This is a genomic window from Pseudomonas sp. NFX1, from assembly GCF_051123555.1.
Lineage (GTDB): Bacteria > Pseudomonadota > Gammaproteobacteria > Pseudomonadales > Pseudomonadaceae > Aquipseudomonas > Aquipseudomonas capeferrum.
In genome coordinates this window covers 866,395-884,817 of record NZ_CP169366.1, presented here as the reverse complement: position 1 = coordinate 884,817, position 18,423 = coordinate 866,395, and the positions used below count along the sequence as shown (strand labels likewise).

Annotated in this window: 22 protein-coding genes; 15 read left to right on the top strand and 7 right to left on the bottom strand. The window is 63.1% G+C overall.

What is annotated here, in order from left to right; genetic code table 11:
- Nucleotides 1-23 precede the first annotated feature (23 nt).
- From DJ563_RS03940 to DJ563_RS03930, 3 genes are all read left to right on the top strand, one after another.
- Nucleotides 24-383: a histone-like nucleoid-structuring protein, MvaT/MvaU family gene (locus tag DJ563_RS03940; protein WP_033698852.1), complete on the top strand. Its 360-nt coding sequence runs from the start codon at nucleotides 24-26 to the stop codon at nucleotides 381-383.
- Between the two features lie 221 nt (nucleotides 384-604).
- Entirely contained in the window at nucleotides 605-1,132 is a 528-nt protein-coding gene (gene gloA, locus DJ563_RS03935) for a lactoylglutathione lyase (RefSeq protein ID WP_274099115.1), read from the top strand.
- Between the two features lie 95 nt (nucleotides 1,133-1,227).
- Nucleotides 1,228-1,470: a hypothetical protein gene (locus tag DJ563_RS03930; protein WP_033698855.1), complete on the top strand. Its 243-nt coding sequence runs from the start codon at nucleotides 1,228-1,230 to the stop codon at nucleotides 1,468-1,470.
- 72 nt (nucleotides 1,471-1,542) lie between these two features.
- Here the strand turns inward: DJ563_RS03930 and DJ563_RS03925 are convergent, their stop codons facing one another.
- Nucleotides 1,543-2,364, bottom strand: a complete 822-nt coding sequence (locus tag DJ563_RS03925) for a shikimate 5-dehydrogenase (protein ID WP_274099114.1) — start codon at nucleotides 2,362-2,364, stop codon at nucleotides 1,543-1,545.
- A 204-nt stretch (nucleotides 2,365-2,568) separates the two neighbouring features.
- Here DJ563_RS03925 and DJ563_RS03920 point away from each other — a divergent pair, with 204 nt between their 5' ends.
- From DJ563_RS03920 to pbpG, 3 genes are all read left to right on the top strand, one after another.
- On the top strand, nucleotides 2,569-2,751 hold the full coding sequence (locus tag DJ563_RS03920; RefSeq protein WP_033698857.1) for a hypothetical protein: 183 nt from the start codon (nucleotides 2,569-2,571) through the stop codon (nucleotides 2,749-2,751).
- 821 nt (nucleotides 2,752-3,572) lie between these two features.
- Complete coding sequence (mtlD, locus tag DJ563_RS03915) at nucleotides 3,573-5,762, top strand: bifunctional mannitol-1-phosphate dehydrogenase/phosphatase (RefSeq protein WP_274099113.1); 2,190 nt, start codon at nucleotides 3,573-3,575, stop codon at nucleotides 5,760-5,762.
- Nucleotides 5,763-5,953: 191 nt separating this feature from the next.
- Entirely contained in the window at nucleotides 5,954-6,880 is a 927-nt protein-coding gene (pbpG, locus tag DJ563_RS03910) for a D-alanyl-D-alanine endopeptidase (RefSeq protein WP_274099112.1), read from the top strand.
- Between the two features lie 28 nt (nucleotides 6,881-6,908).
- Here pbpG and DJ563_RS03905 read toward each other — a convergent pair whose 3' ends face one another.
- The gene (locus tag DJ563_RS03905; protein WP_274099111.1) at nucleotides 6,909-7,352 is read right to left on the bottom strand and encodes a hypothetical protein; all 444 of its coding nucleotides are present in this window, start codon (nucleotides 7,350-7,352) and stop codon (nucleotides 6,909-6,911) included.
- A gap of 173 nt (nucleotides 7,353-7,525) precedes the next feature.
- Here DJ563_RS03905 and DJ563_RS03900 point away from each other — a divergent pair, with 173 nt between their 5' ends.
- The 9 genes from DJ563_RS03900 to DJ563_RS03860 all read left to right on the top strand — a co-directional run bounded on the left by DJ563_RS03900 (nucleotide 7,526) and on the right by DJ563_RS03860 (nucleotide 15,083).
- Nucleotides 7,526-8,860, top strand: a complete 1,335-nt coding sequence (locus DJ563_RS03900) for a lysine N(6)-hydroxylase/L-ornithine N(5)-oxygenase family protein (RefSeq protein ID WP_274099110.1) — start codon at nucleotides 7,526-7,528, stop codon at nucleotides 8,858-8,860.
- Between the two features lie 168 nt (nucleotides 8,861-9,028).
- Nucleotides 9,029-10,222, top strand: coding sequence for a PepSY-associated TM helix domain-containing protein (locus DJ563_RS03895; RefSeq protein WP_274099109.1), 1,194 nt, complete (start codon nucleotides 9,029-9,031; stop codon nucleotides 10,220-10,222).
- A complete protein-coding gene (locus DJ563_RS03890) occupies nucleotides 10,219-10,758 on the top strand; it encodes a thiamine pyrophosphate-binding protein (RefSeq protein WP_274099108.1) in 540 nt (179 codons plus the stop codon). Before DJ563_RS03895 ends, DJ563_RS03890 begins: the two co-directional genes overlap by 4 nt.
- A complete protein-coding gene (locus DJ563_RS03885) occupies nucleotides 10,755-11,075 on the top strand; it encodes a hypothetical protein (protein ID WP_033698867.1) in 321 nt (106 codons plus the stop codon). Before DJ563_RS03890 ends, DJ563_RS03885 begins: the two co-directional genes overlap by 4 nt.
- A gap of 11 nt (nucleotides 11,076-11,086) precedes the next feature.
- Nucleotides 11,087-11,656 (top strand): DUF6162 family protein, encoded by a 570-nt coding sequence (locus DJ563_RS03880; protein ID WP_274099107.1) that lies wholly within the window; start codon nucleotides 11,087-11,089, stop codon nucleotides 11,654-11,656.
- Nucleotides 11,657-11,672: 16 nt separating this feature from the next.
- Nucleotides 11,673-12,575, top strand: coding sequence for a metal ABC transporter substrate-binding protein (locus DJ563_RS03875; protein WP_033698871.1), 903 nt, complete (start codon nucleotides 11,673-11,675; stop codon nucleotides 12,573-12,575).
- Nucleotides 12,572-13,318 carry a metal ABC transporter ATP-binding protein gene (locus DJ563_RS03870; RefSeq protein ID WP_434518855.1) on the top strand — a complete coding sequence of 249 codons (747 nt, stop codon included), beginning with the start codon at nucleotides 12,572-12,574 and terminating at the stop codon, nucleotides 13,316-13,318. Before DJ563_RS03875 ends, DJ563_RS03870 begins: the two co-directional genes overlap by 4 nt.
- Nucleotides 13,318-14,217 (top strand): metal ABC transporter permease, encoded by a 900-nt coding sequence (locus DJ563_RS03865; protein WP_434518854.1) that lies wholly within the window; start codon nucleotides 13,318-13,320, stop codon nucleotides 14,215-14,217. The genes DJ563_RS03870 and DJ563_RS03865 overlap by 1 nt, the downstream gene beginning before the upstream one ends.
- Nucleotides 14,214-15,083 (top strand): metal ABC transporter solute-binding protein, Zn/Mn family, encoded by an 870-nt coding sequence (locus DJ563_RS03860; protein ID WP_274099105.1) that lies wholly within the window; start codon nucleotides 14,214-14,216, stop codon nucleotides 15,081-15,083. Before DJ563_RS03865 ends, DJ563_RS03860 begins: the two co-directional genes overlap by 4 nt.
- 52 nt (nucleotides 15,084-15,135) lie before the next feature.
- Here the strand turns inward: DJ563_RS03860 and DJ563_RS03855 are convergent, their stop codons facing one another.
- The 5 genes from DJ563_RS03855 to DJ563_RS03835 form a co-directional block, all read right to left on the bottom strand.
- Nucleotides 15,136-16,188, bottom strand: coding sequence for a DUF1615 domain-containing protein (locus tag DJ563_RS03855; protein WP_434518853.1), 1,053 nt, complete (start codon nucleotides 16,186-16,188; stop codon nucleotides 15,136-15,138).
- 26 nt (nucleotides 16,189-16,214) lie between these two features.
- Nucleotides 16,215-16,766, bottom strand: coding sequence for a hydrolase (locus DJ563_RS03850; RefSeq protein WP_434518852.1), 552 nt, complete (start codon nucleotides 16,764-16,766; stop codon nucleotides 16,215-16,217).
- Nucleotides 16,767-16,823: 57 nt separating this feature from the next.
- Complete coding sequence (locus DJ563_RS03845; protein WP_274099102.1) at nucleotides 16,824-17,543, bottom strand: thioesterase II family protein; 720 nt, start codon at nucleotides 17,541-17,543, stop codon at nucleotides 16,824-16,826.
- Nucleotides 17,540-17,761, bottom strand: a complete 222-nt coding sequence (locus DJ563_RS03840; RefSeq protein WP_033698884.1) for an MbtH family protein — start codon at nucleotides 17,759-17,761, stop codon at nucleotides 17,540-17,542. Before DJ563_RS03840 ends, DJ563_RS03845 begins: the two co-directional genes overlap by 4 nt.
- Nucleotides 17,762-17,910: 149 nt before the next feature.
- A complete protein-coding gene (locus tag DJ563_RS03835) occupies nucleotides 17,911-18,312 on the bottom strand; it encodes a hypothetical protein (protein ID WP_274099101.1) in 402 nt (133 codons plus the stop codon).
- Nucleotides 18,313-18,423: the final 111 nt, after the last annotated feature.

Sequence of the window (18,423 nt, the reverse complement as noted above, 5' to 3'; positions counted from 1 at the left end):
AAAGACGTACAGGAGTGATTACAGTGTCCAGACTTGCAGAGTTTCGTGCTGCCGAAAAAGCGCTTCAGGAACAAATGGCTCAACTGGAAGCGCTGAAAAAGGATGCCGGCCTCAAACGCGAAATCGAATTCGAGCAGAAACTAGTCGGCCTGATGAAAAGCTATGACAAGGGTCTGCGCGATATCATCGCCATCCTCGACCCCAAGGCGGCAACCCGGGCCACCAGTACTGCCCCCAAACAACAGCGCCGCCCGCGCGTGGTCAAGGTGTACGAGAACCCCCACACCGGCGAGCTGATTGAAACCAAAGGGGGTAACCATCGCGGGCTGAAGGCCTGGAAAGAAGAGTACGGCGCCGCCACGGTAGAAAGTTGGGTACGCTGATGAAACGTCCACATGCACTTCACACTTTTTTCACACGGGCTGGCTCACTATCGAGACAGCTAAAGGACTAGCGACCCCACGCGCCCGCACATGCGGGCCTCTCTTCCAGCGCCCTGCCTCGTGCAGGGCGCTTTCATTTGCGCAATCGCTTCACTGCCGTATCATGGCCAGCCTGTCTGTTTTGCCGGTGCCTCGCGCCCGGCCCCGTCTCAGGAGTTCCCATGAGCCTGCACGATCTGCAAACCCTGCCTGGCGTCACCGCGCAGCCGGATACCGCCACCGCCAAATTCGTCTTCAACCACACCATGCTGCGGGTCAAGGACATCGAGAAGTCGCTGGACTTCTACACCCGCGTCCTGGGCTTCCGCCTGGTGGACAAACGCGACTTCCCCGAAGCCGCCTTCAGCCTGTACTTCCTGGCCCTGGTCGACCCGGCGCAGATCCCTGCCGATGACGCCGCGCGCCACCAGTGGATGAAGTCGATCCCAGGTGTTCTGGAGCTGACCCACAACCACGGCACCGAGCACGACGCCGACTTTGCCTACCACAACGGCAACACCGACCCACGCGGTTTCGGCCACATCTGCATTTCGGTGCCGGACGTGCGCGAAGCCTGCGCGCGCTTCGAAGCACTCGAGGTCCCCTTCCAGAAACGCCTGACGGATGGGCGCATGAACCACCTGGCCTTCGTCAAGGACCCGGATGGTTACTGGGTCGAAGTGATTCAGCCGACCGAACTCAAGGGCTGAGCCTCAAGGCTATTCGCTCGTCGGGCCGGGAACTCCCGGCCCCTTGCTGTGGTATATGAAAGTAACGGTTTCATAAGCACAGCGAGGTAAGGACGATGCAATCTCTTCACTGTGAACACCGCAAGTACACCATCACCGCCAGCGTGATGCCCCACCCCGACTCCCCCCTGCCCTACGCCGCCGGGTGCCTGATCACCGACCCTGAAGGGCATACCAGCAAGCGCATCCCCATGCCGATGAAGTTCTTCTCAGACCTTGAGAACGCCCAGCATGTATCACTGGCGCATGGGCGTGCCTTGGTGGATCAGCAGTTGGACAAGGGCCACAAGGCGTTCTGATTGCCAACCGGTGCTGGCCCCTTCGCGGCTACCCGCGAAGAGGCCGGTAAAGAAGAACCTGGTCAAGACGACCTAGGTATCCCTGGCATACACCACAGCAGCTTCAACCTGCTCACGTGTCGGCCGCACACCGGTATACAGCACGAACTGCTCCAGTGCCTGCAATGCAATCACCTCCAGACCTGTGATCACCGGCTTGCCGAACGCCTGCGCCCGCTTGATCAGGGGCGTCTGCACCGGCATTGCCACCACATCGAATACCCGCTCTGCCGCTGCAATGGCGTTCTCGGAAAACGCCAGCACGTCGGCCTCCGGCCCACCGGCCATGCCAATGGGTGTCACGTTAACCAGCATCGGCGGGCACAGGTCACCGAGTTCGGCAACCCACCGATAACCACAGACATCCGCCAGTTGCCGCCCAGCCTGCTCGTTGCGCGCCACGATCACGCCCTCGTTGAAGCCCGCATCACGCAGGGCGCTGGCCACCGCCTTGGCCATGCCGCCGCTGCCGCGCAGGGCAAAGGCGGTGGCCGGGTCGACCTTATGCTGCTCCAGCAACTGACGCACCGCCAGGTAATCGGTGTTGTACGCCTTCAGATGGCCGCCGGTATTGACCAGCGTGTTGACCGACTCGATGGCAGCGGCGGACGGGTCAACCTCGTCGACCAGGGCCATGCAGGCCTCCTTGTAGGGCATCGACACCCCACACCCGCGAATCCCTAGAGCACGAATGCCCGCCACAGCCGCCGGCAGGTCGTCGGTGCTCATGGCCTTGTAGTAGAAGTCCAGGCCCAACTGCTGATACAGGTGGTTATGGAAACGCACGCCGAAGGTACCGGGCCGGCCGGCCAGGGAGATGCACAGCTGCGTGTCTCTGCTGGGAGTTGTCGACATAACCTGCTCCTTTTTCAGAACTGAATCGTTTGTTCAGCGTATCAGACGCAGCCGCTTGTCGTCCCTTACACAACTGCTTATGGCGGGCGTGAGGCCCGCCACGCTGGTGATCGTTGATAAAACTAATGACCACTATCGAGCAAGTTGATTTCAAACCACCGAGGCTGCTGCGTAAGGTAGGGCCATGTTCCACAGGAGGTCCCCATGGCCACTATCCAGATCATGTCCGTTGTTGGCAGCGCCGTCCCCCCTTCACTGCGTCAGCAGGGCCAACTGGCGTGCTGGTACCTGGTGCGCAACGGCGAGCCCGTGAGCGGCCCCCTGCTGACCCGCGCCTCGGCCCAAGCCCTGGCTGAGCAGTTGCAGCCAGGTACCCTGGTCGCTTGACCTGAACGTGTTGTGCGTTGCTCCCTCTCCCTTTTGCGGCCCGCCTTTTGGCGGGCCTTTTTTTCTTCACGGAATGTTGGGGAAGTGGGTCTGCTATGTGCTTGTCGGGAGAAAGGGTGATGGCGGCTAGCTGCCTGTCTTGGATTTGGAGGTGGGGCGGACATCGAGCGCCGCCCGCGCGGCGCATCGCGAGCGAAGCTCGCTCCTACATCTGTTTCGGGCCAGTTATTCCTGAGGCATTGGCGCGCGGCCCCTTGGCGTCCGCCTTAATATTGTGTCGGACAAACAAGGCGGTCGCGCGCGCTGGCACAGGCGTGACTGGCCCGAAACAGATGTAGGAGCGAGCTTCGCTCGCGATGCGCCGCGCGGGCGGCGCTCGATGTCCGCCCCACCCTCAAATCCAAGACAGGCACCTAGCCGACATCACCGTGTGCGGTAACCGAACGATTGTTGCCGACGCCTTGCATGTGCCAGCGCATACGTGCAAGGGTAAAAAAGGAACGTCAGCCACCAAAAAGGAAGATAAGCACCTTATGCTTGGAATCACACGTATCCATCGCTACGTGCGCCCATTGCCTGCAAGCCAAGCTGCAGCCAGTGGGCGTGACGTCAACGGCAAACCAGGCGCCCGCCTGGCCGCAAAGCTTACCGCCCTCCTCTGCACACCCCGCGCCGTCCCGCCCTACCTCTGGGTCGACCCCGAGCGCGCCCCTGTTGATCGCCTGCCCCCTACCTGACCGCCCACGCGCTGTCATCGCACCGCACTCGCCATTCAGTGACTGAAGGCGGGATGTTTCACGCAAGAAAAGGGGCAACACCCAATGATCATGTTTCAGGGCAAGAAAATTCACAGTGCGATCTTCGATATGGATGGCACGATGTTCGACACCGAGCGCCTGCGTTTCAGGACGCTGAAACAGGCTTCGCTGGAAATCTTCGGCAAAGCCTTGAGCGAGCAGACACTGATCGGGTCGCTGGGCCTGAGCGCGAAAAGGGCCGAGGCCCTCGCCAAGGCCCACAACGGCAATGACTTCCCTTATGCGCAGATCCGCAAGCGCGCCGACGAGCTCGAACTGGAGCACGTGCGCAACCATGGCGTGCCGATCAAGGCCGGCCTGCTCGAGGTGCTGGAGCGCCTTCGCAAGTCCGGCCTGACCCTGGCGGTCGCCACTTCCAGCCGCCGTGCCATCGCCGAGGAGTACCTGATCAATGCCAACGTGCTCAAGTACTTCGACATCACCGTCTGCGGCGACGAAGTCAGCCAAGGCAAACCCCACCCGGAAATCTTCCTGCGCGCCGCCCGCGCGCTCAATTGCCAACCCGGCCAGTGCTTCATGGTCGAGGACTCGGAAAACGGCTTGCTCTCGGCGATCCGCGCCGAGGGCCAGGCAATCCTGATCGAAGACATCAAGCCGCCCGCGCCCGAGGTCAAGGCCGGCGCGCTCAAAGCCTACCCTGGCATGCACGCCTTCCTCGCCGACTTGAGCGAGTGCGTGCCCGACCTGGGCATGCCGGCGCTCGACGATTCGTTCCCTGCTTCACTGAACCAGTTCCGTGTCGGCATCCACGGCTTCGGCGCTATCGGTGGGGGCTACCTGACCCAGGTGTTGTCCCATTGGGACGGCTACACGCGCCCCTGTGAAATCATTGCCGCGACCCGTTCACGCATGCTCCGGGAATCAGTCGCTGCGTTCGGCCGCTACAGCGTGCGCTACGGCGCCAGCGCGTTCGACCAGACCATCGACAATGTGCGCATGATCGACATGGACGACGAGGAGGCGGTGATCGAGATGTACAACGCCGCCGAAGTGGTCGGCATGAGTCTGCCCGAACAGGCAATCCATCATCAGGCCAGGGTCATTGCCAAGGGCTTGCTGCGACGCTTCGAACGCAGGGGGCGCGAGCTGACCCTGCTGATCGTGTTGAACAAGATCGGCGGTGCGGCGTTCGTCCGGCGCCAGGTGCAAGCGCAATTGGCATTGCTGTGCACGCCACAGGTGTGCAAGCAGGTGCTGGAAAAGACCCACTTCGCCGAAACGGTAGTCAGCCGCATCGTTTCCAAGATCAGCAATGACGCGCTGGTTCGGCAGTTGCGCATCAAGTCGCAGATCTTCAAGAACAGCCTGGAGGACGAGCCGACGGTCACCCGCAAACCCGCCACGCCGGCCCCTGAGTACGAACGGCTGATCGGGCACTTCAGGCCTTTTGCGCAGTCCAGCAGCGCCATGAGCCAGTTGCACCTGATCCTGTTCAACAGCGAGCCCGACATGCCGCTGTACGTGGAGCGTGGCAGTGATTTGCTGGAGCGGCTGCGCCAGGTGAAAACGGTCGCGGACATTACCCAGATCCAGATCATCAAGAACCGTTTGTGGAATGGGCCGCATGCCATCATCGCCTGGTATGCCAGCCTGCTGGGGCATACCTGGGTTGGCCAGGGGATGGGGGACGCCCGTGTCAGTGCGCTGGCAGAGCGTCTCATTCACCAGGAAGTGGCGCCGGCATTGATGGCCGAATACCCGCAGATGTCAGAGGTTGTCAGCAGCTTTGCCAATGCGTTTCTCGCACGGTGCAAAACGTCGTTCAAGGACCCTTGCGTGCGGGTCGGGCGCGACCCGATGCGTAAATTGCAGCGTAACGAGCGCATCCTCAGCAGCATCGACCTGGCGCGCAAGCATGGCATTCAGACGCCTGCGCTGGCGTTTGGGGCGGCGTTGGCCATTCACTATGCGCTGCACGGCAACGCCAGCAAGGACCGGGAAGCCCAGTTGATGAAGGCGCTGTACAAGGCCAGTGACGAACGTGTCGAAGCGGTGTTGACCCATGACGGGGACTATCACGGCAAGCCTTACCTGGGTCTGGACCCGGTCAGTGATGCGGACCTGATCGAAAGCATTTCGGCCAACTTCCGGCTGTTGCAGCAACGGGACAGGGCTGACTGGACACTGCCCTCTGCGTTGACGCGCGGATCATCTCCATCCCACCTCTGCGAAGTGTCGGAATACGACCGGTAATGGGTCCGAGTTGGCCACGCTTGAAACGAAGGTAATGGGTACAGGATGGGTACAGGATTAAATTTCGTTCACGTTGCGCCCTTTAGTCATAAGGCATTCGACAGCAATTCAGCCATACTCCAGAATGCAGCGGTTTTTGGGGGAAAACCCTTGCACAGCCAACGACATACCAACCTTTAGTGAGCCTCAACGTGAAAACATCCCTGTCTATCCTCAGCCTGCTGCTGTTGCTCACAGGTACCGCGACCCTCCCGTCGACTGCTGCTGCACAACCCCCGGCCCAGGTGCAACGCGACCCGGCCAAATTGCACCTGGCCTCTGGCAGCGCACTGCTGATCGACCTGAATACCAATCAGGAACTGTATTCGAGCCATGCCGATCGTGTGGTCCCTATCGCTTCGGTCACCAAACTGATGACGGCGATGGTGGTGCTGGACGCCAAGCTGCCTATGAATGAGATGCTCACCATGACCATCGCCAACAACCCGGAGATGAAGGGCGTGTATTCGCGCGTGCGCCTGGGGAGCCAACTGGACCGCCATGAAACGTTGCTGATCACGTTGATGTCTTCGGAGAACCGCGCCGCCAACACCCTGGCCAACCATTACCCGGGCGGTTACCCGGCGTTCATCAAGGCCATGAACGCCAAGGCGCGTAGCCTGGGCATGGCGCACACCCGCTATGTCGAGCCGACTGGCCTGTCGACGCTGAACGTGTCCACTGCCCGCGACCTCTCCAAGCTGCTGATGGCGTCGCGCAAGTATCCGATGCTGAGCGAGCTGTCGACCACCCGCGAGAAGACCGTGGCGTTCCGCAAGCCTAATTACACCCTGGGCTTCCGTAACACCGACCACCTGGTGAACAAGAGCAACTGGGACATCAAGCTGACCAAGACCGGCTTCACCAATGAAGCTGGCCATTGCCTGGTGCTGCTGACCCGAATGGACAACCGCCCGGTGGCCATGGTCATCCTCGATGCGTTCGGCAAATACACCCACTTCGCCGATGCCAGCCGCATGCGTCAGTGGCTGGAAACCGGGGCAGCCAAGCCAGCGCCGGCAGTGGCCATGCAGTACAAGGCCGATCGGCAGGTCAAGGGCCGCCTGGCGTCCGAGTAACAGCCATAACCCAAGGCTGCACGGCCTGCTAGGCCGTGCCGCTGACCATGCCGCCCGCGCTGCTGCCACCCTCTTGCTGTAGCAGCTCCAGCAACTGCGCCGTGGCAGCCATGATCTGCCCGTTGAGGGTGGCGATGCTTGCCTGCTTGGCGCCCACAGCAGCCGCCTTGGCAGCCTCGTCCATCTTGCTGTTCTGCAGCGCGGCCAGCTGCTTCTGTTCCTCGACCAGTTGCTTTTGCAGGTCCTTGATCAGCTGACGCAACTCCTTCACGGTGTCCGAGTCGCCGTTGTCAGCCTCCGTGGATTGCGCCTGCCCAGCCCCGGCAATCTTCATGCTGTCGCTACTGATGCTCAAGGGCCCCAGTGCCTCACCGGCCTCTTGTGCCTGCGCGCGTTCGGTGGCTGCATTGGCGCTCAGCGTCTGCGCCGAGACGCCGTTGATCATAAGGTTGCTTGCCGATATCCCGCTCATGTCGATTCCCTGCCTGAAAGATAGGTCCTTACCGTAACCCCCTATCGGCCGCCCCATGCAGTTCTTTAGCCCGCTTAAATTCCCCCCTGCCTGGCTCGTTCCAAGAAATGTACTTGCGCAGGAGCCGGAGCCCCGGCGGGCGTCCACATTCGACCATTCAGGGAATCGCAGCCATGAGCCAGTCCTCACACCAGGAAACAATCAAAGATCTGATCGGCGTGGGCTTCGGCCCTTCCAACCTGGCCTTGGCCATCGCCCTGGAAGAACTCGCTCAGACCCAGGGCCACGCCCTGGACGCGCTGTTCATCGACAAGCAGAAAGACTACCGCTGGCACGGCGAAACCCTGGCCACCCAGAGCGAGCTGCAGATTTCGTTCCTCAAGGACCTGGTCTCCCTGCGCAACCCGACCAGCCCCTACAGCTTCGTCAACTACCTGCACCAGAAGCAGCGCCTGGCTGACTTCATCAACCTCGGCACCTTCTACCCCTGCCGCCTGGAGTACAACGACTACCTGCGCTGGGCCGCCGAACACTTTGCCACCCAGGCAGTGTATGGCGAGGAAGTGGTGCGCATCGAACCCGAGGTGAATGCCGGCCGGGTCGAGCACCTGCGCCTGGTATCGCGTGATCAACAGGGCCGCGAATACAGCCGCCGCACCCGCTCGGTGGTGGTCGGCAGTGGCGGCACGCCGAAAATCCCGGAAAAATTCGGCGCGTTCAAGGACGACCCGCGCGTCTTCCACCACTCCCAATACCTGAGCAGCCTGAACAAGCTGCCGTGCACCGAAGGCAAGCCGATGCGCATCGCGGTGATCGGCTCTGGCCAGAGCGCCGCCGAGGCGTTCATCGACCTCAACGACAGCTACCCGTCGGTCAAGGTCGATATGATTTTGCGTGGCTCGGCCCTCAAGCCGGCCGACGACAGCCCGTTCGTCAACGAGATCTTCTCGCCGGGCTACACCGACCTGGTCTACAACGAGCCGGCCGATCAACGCAGCAAGCTGTTGGGCGAGTACCACAACACCAACTACTCGGTAGTCGACCTGAACCTGATCGAGCGCATCTACGGCATCCTCTATCGCCAGAAGGTCGCGCACCAGTTCCGCCACAACGTGCTGTGCCGACGCCAGGTAGAAGCGGTGGTGGCCACCCGTGAAGGCCTGGAACTGACCCTGCGCGACCTGGCCACCGGCCAGCAGCAGACCCACCGTTATGACGCGGTGATCCTGGCCACCGGCTACGAGCGCCGCTCGCACCGCGACCTGCTGGCGCCGCTGGCAGGCTACCTGGACGACTTCAGCGTAGACCGCAACTACCGGGTACTGGCCAGCCCAGACCTGCAGGCCTCGGTTTACCTGCAAGGCTTCTGCGAAAACAGCCATGGCCTGAGCGATACCTTGCTCTCGGTGCTGCCCTCCCGCGCCGCCGAAATCGGCCAGTCGCTGTACCAGGACCTGGCGCGCCTGAACGGCCGTACGCAACCGGCTGTCGCCTTGACCCGCGCCTGATTGCCCGCCTCTTCAAGCCGGCCTGACGCCTCGCGCGCAGGCCGGTTTGCGTTTTCTGAAACATTTGCTTTCATTTTAAACGGCAGGATTTCCATTCTCATTCGTCTTTATAGGTGCAGCCCTCTAGGTTGGGCATAAGCTCGACTACACATTTCAGAAGACGATCAGATGGCCAAATCACCGAAAAAATCCAAATCCAAGCTGTGGTTCCTGGTCCACAGCTGGCTCGCCCTACCGATCTGGTTCTTTGTGCTGATCGTCTGCTTTACCGGCATGCTCGCCGTGGTCAGCCAGGAGATCGTCTGGCTGGCCAACCCGGACGTGCGCGCCAGCAAGCCTGACGGCGATGCCGAGCGCTTGAGTTATCAGCAGGTGCTCGACGCTTTGCACAAGGCCGAGCCGGACATGGCCGTGGAGTCGCTCAGGCAGCCGGATGGCTCGCACTTCGCGCTGACCGCCGACGTGACCTTCCCTGACGGCACCAGTCCAACGCTCTACGTCAACCCGTACACCGGGGCCATCCAGGGCAAGAGCCCGGACTTCAACTTCGAAGGTTTCACCCGCGCCTTGCATGGCTGGTGGCTGGTGCCCTTCACCAGTGGTTTCAGTTGGGGTTGGTACCTCGTCTCGATCCTTGGCCTGCCGATGCTGGCCTCGCTGGTCACGGGCCTGGTGGTCTACAAGAAATTCTGGAAGGGCTTCTTCAAGCCAGTGCGCACCGGCCATGGTTCGCGGATCTTCTGGGGTGACCTGCACCGGCTGGCCGGGGTCTGGTCGATCTGGTTCATCGCGGTCATTTCCATTACCGGTACCTGGTTCCTGATCCAGGCGCTCCTGTTCGACAACAACATCAGCATCTCCAGCCGACCTATCGTGCCGGTCATCGCCCGTGAGGATGTGCCGCAAACAGCCGATGGTAGCCAGGCACCGCGCATTGATGTGGATGAAGCGGCGCGCATCGCCGGTTTGGCGATCCCGGGCCTGGAGATCAGTTCCGTCTCACTGCCTGCTACTGCCTACAGCCATGTCACCCTGGGTGGCCGCGGCTGGTACCCGCTGATGTTCCAGTCCGCCGCCGTCAACCCCTACACCCGCACCGTCGACAGCCAGTTCTTGATCAGCGACCGCTCTGCCCTGGAGTTTGTCACCGAGTCCATGCGCCCCCTGCACACCGGCGACTTTGGCGGCCTGCCGATCAAGCTGATCTGGTTCTTTTTCGGCCTGGTCCTCACCCTGATGGTATTCAGCGGCCTGTTGATCTGGACCAAACGCACCGCCCAGGCGACCGCCGCCGCCCTCAAGCGCAGCGAGCGTGCGCCACGCGTGGCAAGCCGTGAAACCACCGTGGAGATCCGCCCATGAGCCAGGCCCAGACCCTGCCCGCCAGCCCGCTCAAACAGTGGTGGCTGAAGTGGCGCTTCCACCTGAACATCCTGCTGATCCTCATCCCGCTGGGCTTCATGCCCAAGTACTTCGCCGACGCCAAGCTGTTTCGCGGCGACGCGGGGCTTGGGGTGAACGTGATCAGCGACATCCAGGTCGGCCCCTACAGCCTCGACCTGGCCGAAATGCGCGACGAGGCGCCACGCGCCGACGGCCCGGCGGGCCACTTCAAGTCGTTCAATGCCTCGCTGTGCAAGGCGTGCATCAATGACGTCAAGGCGGTCTACCTGCGCATTGGCAAACCGCGCAGCCTGCGCGCCGCCGGCACCATCTTCTTCGGCGCACCGTATCGCATGGGCACCAACCTGCCGATACCGCCACGCACTCAGCCTGATGCCCAAGTCTGGATCACCCTCGAAGGCTGGGACGGCAGCATGCACCAGGCTTCAGTGCCACTGGCCAAGGCTTCGCCCGCCACCGTGGCGTGGCTCGAAAAACAAGGAGGCAAGAAATGAAACACCTGATGCGCAAGCTCGCCCTGCCCTTGCTGGTGCTGGCCGCCGGCCCCGCCCTGGCACACAACCCGATGTGCGAATGCGAAGAGGTCGCCAGCGGCCAGGTCAAATGCACCGGCGGCTTCTCGGATGGCAGCGGCGCCCCTGGGGTAACCCTGGATGTGATCGGCTACGACGAGCAGGTGCTGGTTGGCGGCAAGCTCGGCGACGACTCGACCCTCACCTTCAAGCGCCCCGACGGTGAATTCTACGTGCTGTTCGATGCCGGCCCTGGGCATGTTGTGGAAGTCGACTACGCCGACATTGGCCAACCATGAGCACGCCTACCATGAGCCGTGCCCAGGTCGTACGCCCGGCTGGTGCTGGGCACGAAACCCTGTACGTGCTGCTGGTCAGCCTGCTGATCGTGATTCTTGCCGCTACCGTGGTGATGCTGCGCGGCGAACGCGAGGACGAGCAGGCCATCGCCAGCCACCAGATCGACGCCCGCCGCGACCTCACCGCCGCTGAACAGGGGCTTTACACCGACCTGCGCGTGGCCTTCGACGAGATCCAGCTGCTGCGTGAAGAAACCGCCGCCGTGCCCAGTGTGCAAGCCCTGGCCGACGAAGGCCTGCCACCCTTCGTGGTCGACGCAGGCAGCCAGAGCCGCGGTAGCCACCAGTGGTCATGGCTGGAAACCGGCGCCTACCTGGGCCGCAGCCAGGCCCCGCAGGTAGCGGGCAGCCTGCTGCTGATCCTGCCGGGCGACAGCAGCGGCCAGGCTGATGTCTGGCTACGCCGCGACAGCGCCGCCGTCACGCCGGATGACCTGGGCCACGCCGCCCTGATCGCCGCCGGCTGGCAACAGATAGTCAGCCACTACGACGCCGGGGTTACCCGCGAACACCGTCACTGAACCCAAGGACTTCCCCATGTTCCGCTCCGCCCTCGCCCTGCTTCTGGCCCTTGCCCTGCCGGCAATGGCCCTGGCCGATAACGGCAAGCCGTTGCGCATCGGCATTACCTTGCACCCGTATTACAGCTACGTGAGCAACATTGTCGGCGACAAGGCCGAAGTGGTGCCGCTGATTCCGGCGGGGTTCAACCCGCATGCCTACGAGCCACGGGCCGAAGACATCAAACGCATCGGTACGCTGGATGTGGTGGTACTCAACGGTGTCGGCCATGACGATTTCGCCGACCGCATGATCGCTGCCAGCGAAAAGCCCGGCATCGCCACCATTGAAGCCAACCAGAACGTGCCTTTGCTAGCCGCCACCGGTATCGCCGCCCGCGGTGCCGGCAAGGTGGTCAACCCGCACACGTTCCTGTCGATCAGCACCACCATCGCCCAGGTCAACAACATTGCCCGAGAACTGGGCAAGCTCGACCCCGACAACGCCAAGCTCTACACACAGAATGCCCGCGCCTATGCCAAGCGCCTGCGTGCCCTGCGTGCCGAAGCCCTGGCCAAGGTCACCGAAGCACCCAGCGCCACCTTCCGCGTGGCAACCATCCATGCAGCCTACGACTACCTGGTGCGTGACTTCGGCCTGGAGGTCACGGCGGTGGTCGAGCCGGCCCATGGCATCGAACCCAGCCCGGCCCAGCTGAAAAAGACCATCGACCAGCTCAAGGCGCTGGACGTCAAGGTGATCTTCTCGGAAATGGACTTCCCGTCCGCCTATGTCGAAACCATCCAGCGCGAGTCGGGCGTGCGCCTGTACCCGCTGACGCACATTTCCTACGGCGACTACACCAAGGAGAAGTACGAGGTAGAGATGAAGCGCAACCTCGACACCGTGGTCCGCGCCATCCAGGAGAACCGCGCATGACCGCCGCCGCCCACCTCGACGCGCCCAGTGGCCCGCGCATCGAATTCGCCGGCATCGACCTGACCCTCGGGCGTACCCGCATTCTTGAGCAGGTCAGCTTCAACGTGGCGGCTGGCAGCGTGCATGCGATCGTCGGCCCTAACGGCGGCGGCAAGAGTTCGCTGATCAAGACCCTGCTCGGGCAGATGCCCCACCAGGGCCAATTGACCTTGCACTGGCCCAGCGCCCTTGAGGTGATCGGCTATGTACCCCAGGCGTTGGAGTTCGACCGTGGCCTGCCGATGACCGTGGACGATTTCATGGCCGCCATGTGCCAGCGCCGGCCGGCCTTTCTGGGGCTGTCGCGCCGCGTGCAACCGGCCATCGATGCCGCCTTGGCGCGGGTCGGCATGCTCGACAAGCGTAAACGGCGCATGGGCGCGTTGTCTGGCGGTGAGCGTCAGCGGGTGCTGCTGGCCCAGGGCCTGATCCCCGAGCCGCAACTGCTGGTGCTGGATGAACCCATGTCGGCCCTCGATGAAGCGGGCATCCAGGTCTTCGAACAACTGCTGCACAGTTGGCGCCAGTCCGGCACCACCGTGCTGTGGATCGAGCACGACCTGGAAGCCGTGCTGCGCCTGGCCGACCGGGTCACCGGCCTGAGCCGCCAGGTACTGTTCGACGCTCCACCGGCACAGGCCCTGACCCCGGAGCGCCTGCTCAGCCTGTTCTCCGTTCACCCGCGCAGCGAGAGCCTTGCCTGATGAGTTTTGAAGCATTTCGCCAACTGGTCCAGGAATGGGCCAACGCCGGCTACCTGCCCGAGGCACTGGCCTACGGCTTCGTGGTCAATGCCCTGCTGGCCGGCCTGATGATCGGCCCGGTGCTGGGCGGCCTGGGCACCCTGGTGGTGGTCAAGCGCTTTGCCTTCTTCTCCGAGGCGGTCGGCCATGCCGCGCTCACCGGCGTGGCCATCGGCATCCTGTTGGGCGAGCCGTATACCGGCCCCTACGGCAGCCTGTTCGGCTACTGCCTGCTGTTCGGCATCCTGCTCAACTTCCTGCGCAACCGCACCGGGCTGTCGCCGGATACGCTGATCGGCGTGTTCCTGTCGGTGTCCCTGGCCCTGGGCGCTAGCCTGCTGCTGATGCTGGCGGGCAAGATCAACGTGCACATCCTTGAGAACGTGCTGTTCGGCTCGGTACTGACCGTCAGTGCCCAGGACCTTATGGTGCTGGGTATCGTCGCCGTGCTGGTACTGGCCCTGGCCTTGCCCCTGTACAACCGCATCATGCTGGCCAGTTTCAACCCGCAACTGGCGGCGGTGCGCGGGGTAGCGGTAAAGACCCTGGACTACCTGTTCGTGGTACTGGTAACGCTGGTCACCGTGGCTTCGGTGAAGGTGATCGGGGCGATTCTGGTCGGCGCGCTGCTGGTGATACCGGCGGCGGCCGCACGCTTGGTCAGCCAGTCACTGAAGGGCTTTTTCTTCATTTCGGTGCTGATCGCCACGCTGAGCACCCTGTTCGGCATTCTGCTGCCCATCGTCTACGACCTGCCGGTGCCTTCGGGCGCCGCGATCATCCTGGTGGCCGGTATCTGCTTCGCCTTGGCCGCGCTGGCCCGCGCCCTCGTTCCACGCCTGCAAGGAAACCCGGCATGAACCTGAAACAGCTGACCTTGGCACTGGCCCTGGCGGGCCTGCCCTCGCTCTCTTTCGCCACGCAAGTGCTGACCACCCTGCCCGTCACCCACAGCCTGGCCACGGCGCTGCTCGACGGCACCTCGGTGCAACTCAAGCGCGCCGCACCCGCCAACCTGCCGGCCAGCCGCCAGCCGTCCTACTTCAGTGGCCGCGGCGGCGCCACCCTGGAGAAGGCTGCGCAACAGGCAGACGCCGTCATTGGCGTGCGCTCGATCTGGCGTGACGACCCGCTGTACCCGATGGCCCGGCGCAGCAACATCCGCATCGTCGAAATCGATGCGGCGCGGCCGGTGGACGGTGCCCTGCCGGGGATTGCAGTGACCGGTGACGATGCCTACGGCGCGTACCCCTGGCTCAACCCGACCAACCTCGGGCGCATGGCCGATGTGGTGGCCAATGACCTGGAGCGCTTGTCGCCGGCTGACAAGGCGAAGATCCAGGGCAACCTGGCAGGCCTCAAGCGTCAGTTGCTGGAGTTGACGGCCAACAGCCAGACCCAGCTGGCCGAGGTCGACAACCTTACGGTGGTGAGCCTGTCCGAGCGCCTGGGGTACCTGGCCAGCGGGTTGAACCTGGATGTGGTGGAGCAGGCGCTACCGGCCGAGGGCAAGTGGGATGAAACGGCGCTCAAGGCGCTGGGGGACAACCTGAAGCATCAGGATGTGGCGCTGGTGCTCGACCACCGCCAGCCGGATGCCGCGGTGGCCGAGGTGATCAAGGCCTCTGGGGCGACGCTGTTGGTGGTGGAGAGTGATGCCGATGATGCTGTGGCAGGGTTGAAGGCCAGTGTCGAGCAGGTGGTTGGAGCATTGACCGAAAGCTGACGCCTGGTGGTAGAAGCGCCCTTGCCGGGCGCTCCTACCCAAGGTTTTAGTGCTAGCGCTTCATGCACCGCTGATAACGCTCATCCACCCTGCCGGCGAACCACGCGGTGGTCAGTTTGCGGGTAATTTTCGGGCTCTTCAGCTGAATCCCAGGCAGTACCGCACGCGGCAGCGGCTTGCCCGCCGCAGCATCCGCCAAGGCGAATACCCCGCTGTACAGCTTGCTGTCTTCGAAGGCCAGGCTGTCGCCCAATTCCAGCTGGCTGCGAATCTGCGGGTTGCGCAACCCCAGCTTCACCCCCAACTTGCGCGCGGCCTGCTCGGTGCTCCCTGGCATGATCGCGCCTGGGGCAATCAAGTCCCCATCCAAGGCCAGGTTGGCACCCGCCACCTTGCTCAGCGCAGCCTGGAACGCCGCATTGCGGCTGGCGTACCAGCCTGCGTTGAAATCCGCGAAACGGTACAGCTGGCGGTCGTAATGCACCGGGTAGCCGAGCAGGTGGGCAATACCGAAATACATGCCCCCCCGCCGGCTGAACACTTCCTGGCGTACCGTGCCGTCATAGGTGTAGGGGTAGTCCCTGGCATGCTGTTCGGCAAAATCGATGCTCACCTGCATCGGCCCACCGGTGTGCACCGGGTTGAGCCCGCCAAGCAAGGTCTTGCCCAATGGCAGGCGGTCGATGACCTCGTCGAACAGTGCACTCAGCTGCTTCTCGCTGCGTACCGCGAGCAGCCGCTGCTGGTAGGTCTGGCCGTTGCCGGACGGCGTTTTCAGCGCACCGTCGACCAGCAAGCGCGGGATGTGCAGGCGCGCGGCGCGGCGGTCGATCTCGTCACGGGCGATACGCCCCAGGTTGGGCACCTGCGGGTCGGCATTGAAGGTCGACTCTTGCTCGGTCACCGCCAGTACCGCGCACAAGTTGCGCTTGCTGGGGGCAATGCGCTGGGCTTCGAAGGCCTGCTGAATGTCCTTGGCCCAGCCCTCACGGTCCTTGGCCTGAGCGGGTAAAAGCCGCAGCAACTGCGCACGCACCTTGGCCGGGTCTGCTTCTGGTTCTTCTTCACGGCGCCCGGCACAGCCTTGCAGCAGCGCCAGGGCCATCAGCCCCGCCGCCAGTAACCGCGCGTTCAGGGCTGCTCACCGACCAGGTAGGTCTTGCTGATATGGCGGAACAGCGGATGGCTGGCACTGCCCATCAGCTCGAACAGCACCATCTCGCGGGTCACGATGTGCGCCCCGGCTGCGCGCATGCGCGCCAGGCCTGCAGCCTTGCTGGCGGCCGTGCGGCTGTCACAGACATCCTCGACCACGAACACCTGCTTGCCCAACGCCAACAAGCCGAACACGGTCTGCAACACGCAAACGTGGGTTTCCATGCCGCAGACGATCACCTGCTCACGCGCCATCAGGCTGGCCGGCAGGCACTCGGCGGCCACACAGGAAAAATGGCTTTTTTCCACTACCTCGGCAGCGGGCGCCGCCGCAATCAGCTCTGCCAACGTATGGCCAAGCCCTTTGGGGTACTGCTCGGAAACCACGGTGGGCAGCTCCAGCTCGGCAGTCGCCGCCAACAACCAGCGCGCCCGCGCGTGGGTGCCTTCAGGGTCGCTCATGGCGCCGATGAGTTTTTCCTGGATGTCGACGACCAGCAGCGTGGCCTTGTGTGGATCGATCAGCATTGTCTGCCCCTTGCCTGGGAAAAGGCCTAGCCTCCCCCAGGCAAGCGGTGACGTCAATCAGGCAGAAAGGCGATGCGGCTCAAGCGACGCAGCCAGCACGCCGAGTACGCGGTCTTCGTGTTCGTGGATGAAGAAGTGGCTGCCCGGGAACACTTCCAACGAAAAGTCCCCCAAGGTTTCCTTGCGCCAGGCCAGCAGTTGCTCCTCGCTGGCTCGGTCATCCTCGCCACCCAGCACGTGCAGCGGGCACTGCAACGCAGGCCGCTGACGATAGGCATAACGGCCGCAGAGCAAGAAATCGGCACGCAGAATCGGCAAGGTCAGGCTCATCAGCTCGGCGTTGCCGAGTACTTCCTCTGGCGTACCGTTCAGCTCGCGCAACTCGCTGATCAGCTCATCGTCGCTTTTAGGGTCGCGCCAGTTCTTGCCGTCATAGTCTTCACGCCGGGTAGGGGCGGCGGTGCCGCAGGCAAACAACGCCAACGGCGGCGCACAACCCAGCGCCTGCAGCTCGTGGGCGAGCTCGAAGGCCAGCAACGCTCCCAGGCTATGGCCAAGCAGTGCGTAGGGCGCGCTGGCCGCCAAACGCTGTTCGGCTGCCAATTGCCGGGCAAGCGCCTGCATGTCGGTTTGCAGCGCTTCCCCCATGCGCGCGCCGCGCCCAGGCAACTCCACCGGCCGCACCTGCAGCCAGGCTGGCAGCTTGCGCCGCCAGCGGCTGTAGACCATGGCGCTGGCCCCGGAGTACGGCAGGCACAGCAGGTTCAGCGTGGTCACTGCGCTGCGGCTTCGGCCATCTTCTGGCGCAGGCTCAGCGGGCGCATGTCGGTCCAGACTTCGTCGATGTAGGCCAGGCAGTCTTTTTTCAGGCCGCTCTTGCCCACTGCACGCCAGCCAGTGGGGATGGCCTTGTAGTCGGGCCAGATCGAGTATTGCTCTTCGTGGTTGACCACTACCTGGAACTGGATATCGTCGCGGTCGAAAACGGAAGTCATTGCCTGTCTCCTTGAGTGATAGATGCCGATACGCGTATGGCGTAGGGCGGCTCTTAGGTAGACGTAGGGCGATGCGGAAAAATTAGAGGGGATTTGGGGTGCATGACGGGGGCCTTACAGCGCCTGTGAGCCAATTCACCGATCCCGCTTCAAGCCCCCCGCAGCAGGTCATGGTCATCAAGCAACCGATAAGCCACCTGCGGATTACGCTCCAACCCCCGCCGAATCGCTGCCGGTATCAACTGCCGGGTCTTGCGGCACAACCCCGGTTGCTCATCCAGCTCGATCACGATCCCGCGCATGGTCCGCACTTCGTTGAACCCAGGCGCAATGCGCACACGAATACCCAGGTTCTCGTACATCCGTTGCTGCAGCCGCTGCAAGTCATCCAGGTCCTTGAGGTTTTCCAACCGCTCGATCAGGCGTTTTTCTTCCTGCCGGGTAAGCAGGAGGATGCGCTGCGCCGCCGGCGGGTGCTCGGCCAGGTGCTCGCGGCCGCAGTTACAGGCACCAGGGGGGCAAGGTTGGCGAAGGCTGGATGCTGTGCTCATGGGCCAAGCATAGCGCGTGCCGGCCTCTTCGCGGGTACACCCACCCTGACAGGGAGGGCGCAGCCTTAAAAACTTTCCTGCCAGGATAAAAAGTTTCACAAACCCCTAGAC

Coding starts and splice junctions, on each gene's coding strand:
- DJ563_RS03920 (WP_033698857.1), top strand. CDS start 2,569: ATGGCCACTATCCAGATCATGTCCGTTGTTGGCAGCGCCGTCCCCCCT.
- DJ563_RS03840 (WP_033698884.1), bottom strand. CDS start 17,761: ATGACTTCCGTTTTCGACCGCGACGATATCCAGTTCCAGGTAGTGGTC.
- DJ563_RS03905 (WP_274099111.1), bottom strand. CDS start 7,352: ATGAGCGGGATATCGGCAAGCAACCTTATGATCAACGGCGTCTCGGCG.
- DJ563_RS03890 (WP_274099108.1), top strand. CDS start 10,219: ATGAGCCAGGCCCAGACCCTGCCCGCCAGCCCGCTCAAACAGTGGTGG.
- DJ563_RS03855 (WP_434518853.1), bottom strand. CDS start 16,188: ATGGCCCTGGCGCTGCTGCAAGGCTGTGCCGGGCGCCGTGAAGAAGAA.
- DJ563_RS03860 (WP_274099105.1), top strand. CDS start 14,214: ATGAACCTGAAACAGCTGACCTTGGCACTGGCCCTGGCGGGCCTGCCC.
- gloA (WP_274099115.1), top strand. CDS start 605: ATGAGCCTGCACGATCTGCAAACCCTGCCTGGCGTCACCGCGCAGCCG.
- DJ563_RS03925 (WP_274099114.1), bottom strand. CDS start 2,364: ATGTCGACAACTCCCAGCAGAGACACGCAGCTGTGCATCTCCCTGGCC.
- DJ563_RS03930 (WP_033698855.1), top strand. CDS start 1,228: ATGCAATCTCTTCACTGTGAACACCGCAAGTACACCATCACCGCCAGC.
- DJ563_RS03900 (WP_274099110.1), top strand. CDS start 7,526: ATGAGCCAGTCCTCACACCAGGAAACAATCAAAGATCTGATCGGCGTG.
- DJ563_RS03875 (WP_033698871.1), top strand. CDS start 11,673: ATGTTCCGCTCCGCCCTCGCCCTGCTTCTGGCCCTTGCCCTGCCGGCA.
- DJ563_RS03835 (WP_274099101.1), bottom strand. CDS start 18,312: ATGAGCACAGCATCCAGCCTTCGCCAACCTTGCCCCCCTGGTGCCTGT.
- DJ563_RS03885 (WP_033698867.1), top strand. CDS start 10,755: ATGAAACACCTGATGCGCAAGCTCGCCCTGCCCTTGCTGGTGCTGGCC.
- DJ563_RS03850 (WP_434518852.1), bottom strand. CDS start 16,766: ATGCTGATCGATCCACACAAGGCCACGCTGCTGGTCGTCGACATCCAG.
- DJ563_RS03895 (WP_274099109.1), top strand. CDS start 9,029: ATGGCCAAATCACCGAAAAAATCCAAATCCAAGCTGTGGTTCCTGGTC.
- DJ563_RS03865 (WP_434518854.1), top strand. CDS start 13,318: ATGAGTTTTGAAGCATTTCGCCAACTGGTCCAGGAATGGGCCAACGCC.
- mtlD (WP_274099113.1), top strand. CDS start 3,573: ATGATCATGTTTCAGGGCAAGAAAATTCACAGTGCGATCTTCGATATG.
- DJ563_RS03880 (WP_274099107.1), top strand. CDS start 11,087: ATGAGCCGTGCCCAGGTCGTACGCCCGGCTGGTGCTGGGCACGAAACC.
- DJ563_RS03870 (WP_434518855.1), top strand. CDS start 12,572: ATGACCGCCGCCGCCCACCTCGACGCGCCCAGTGGCCCGCGCATCGAA.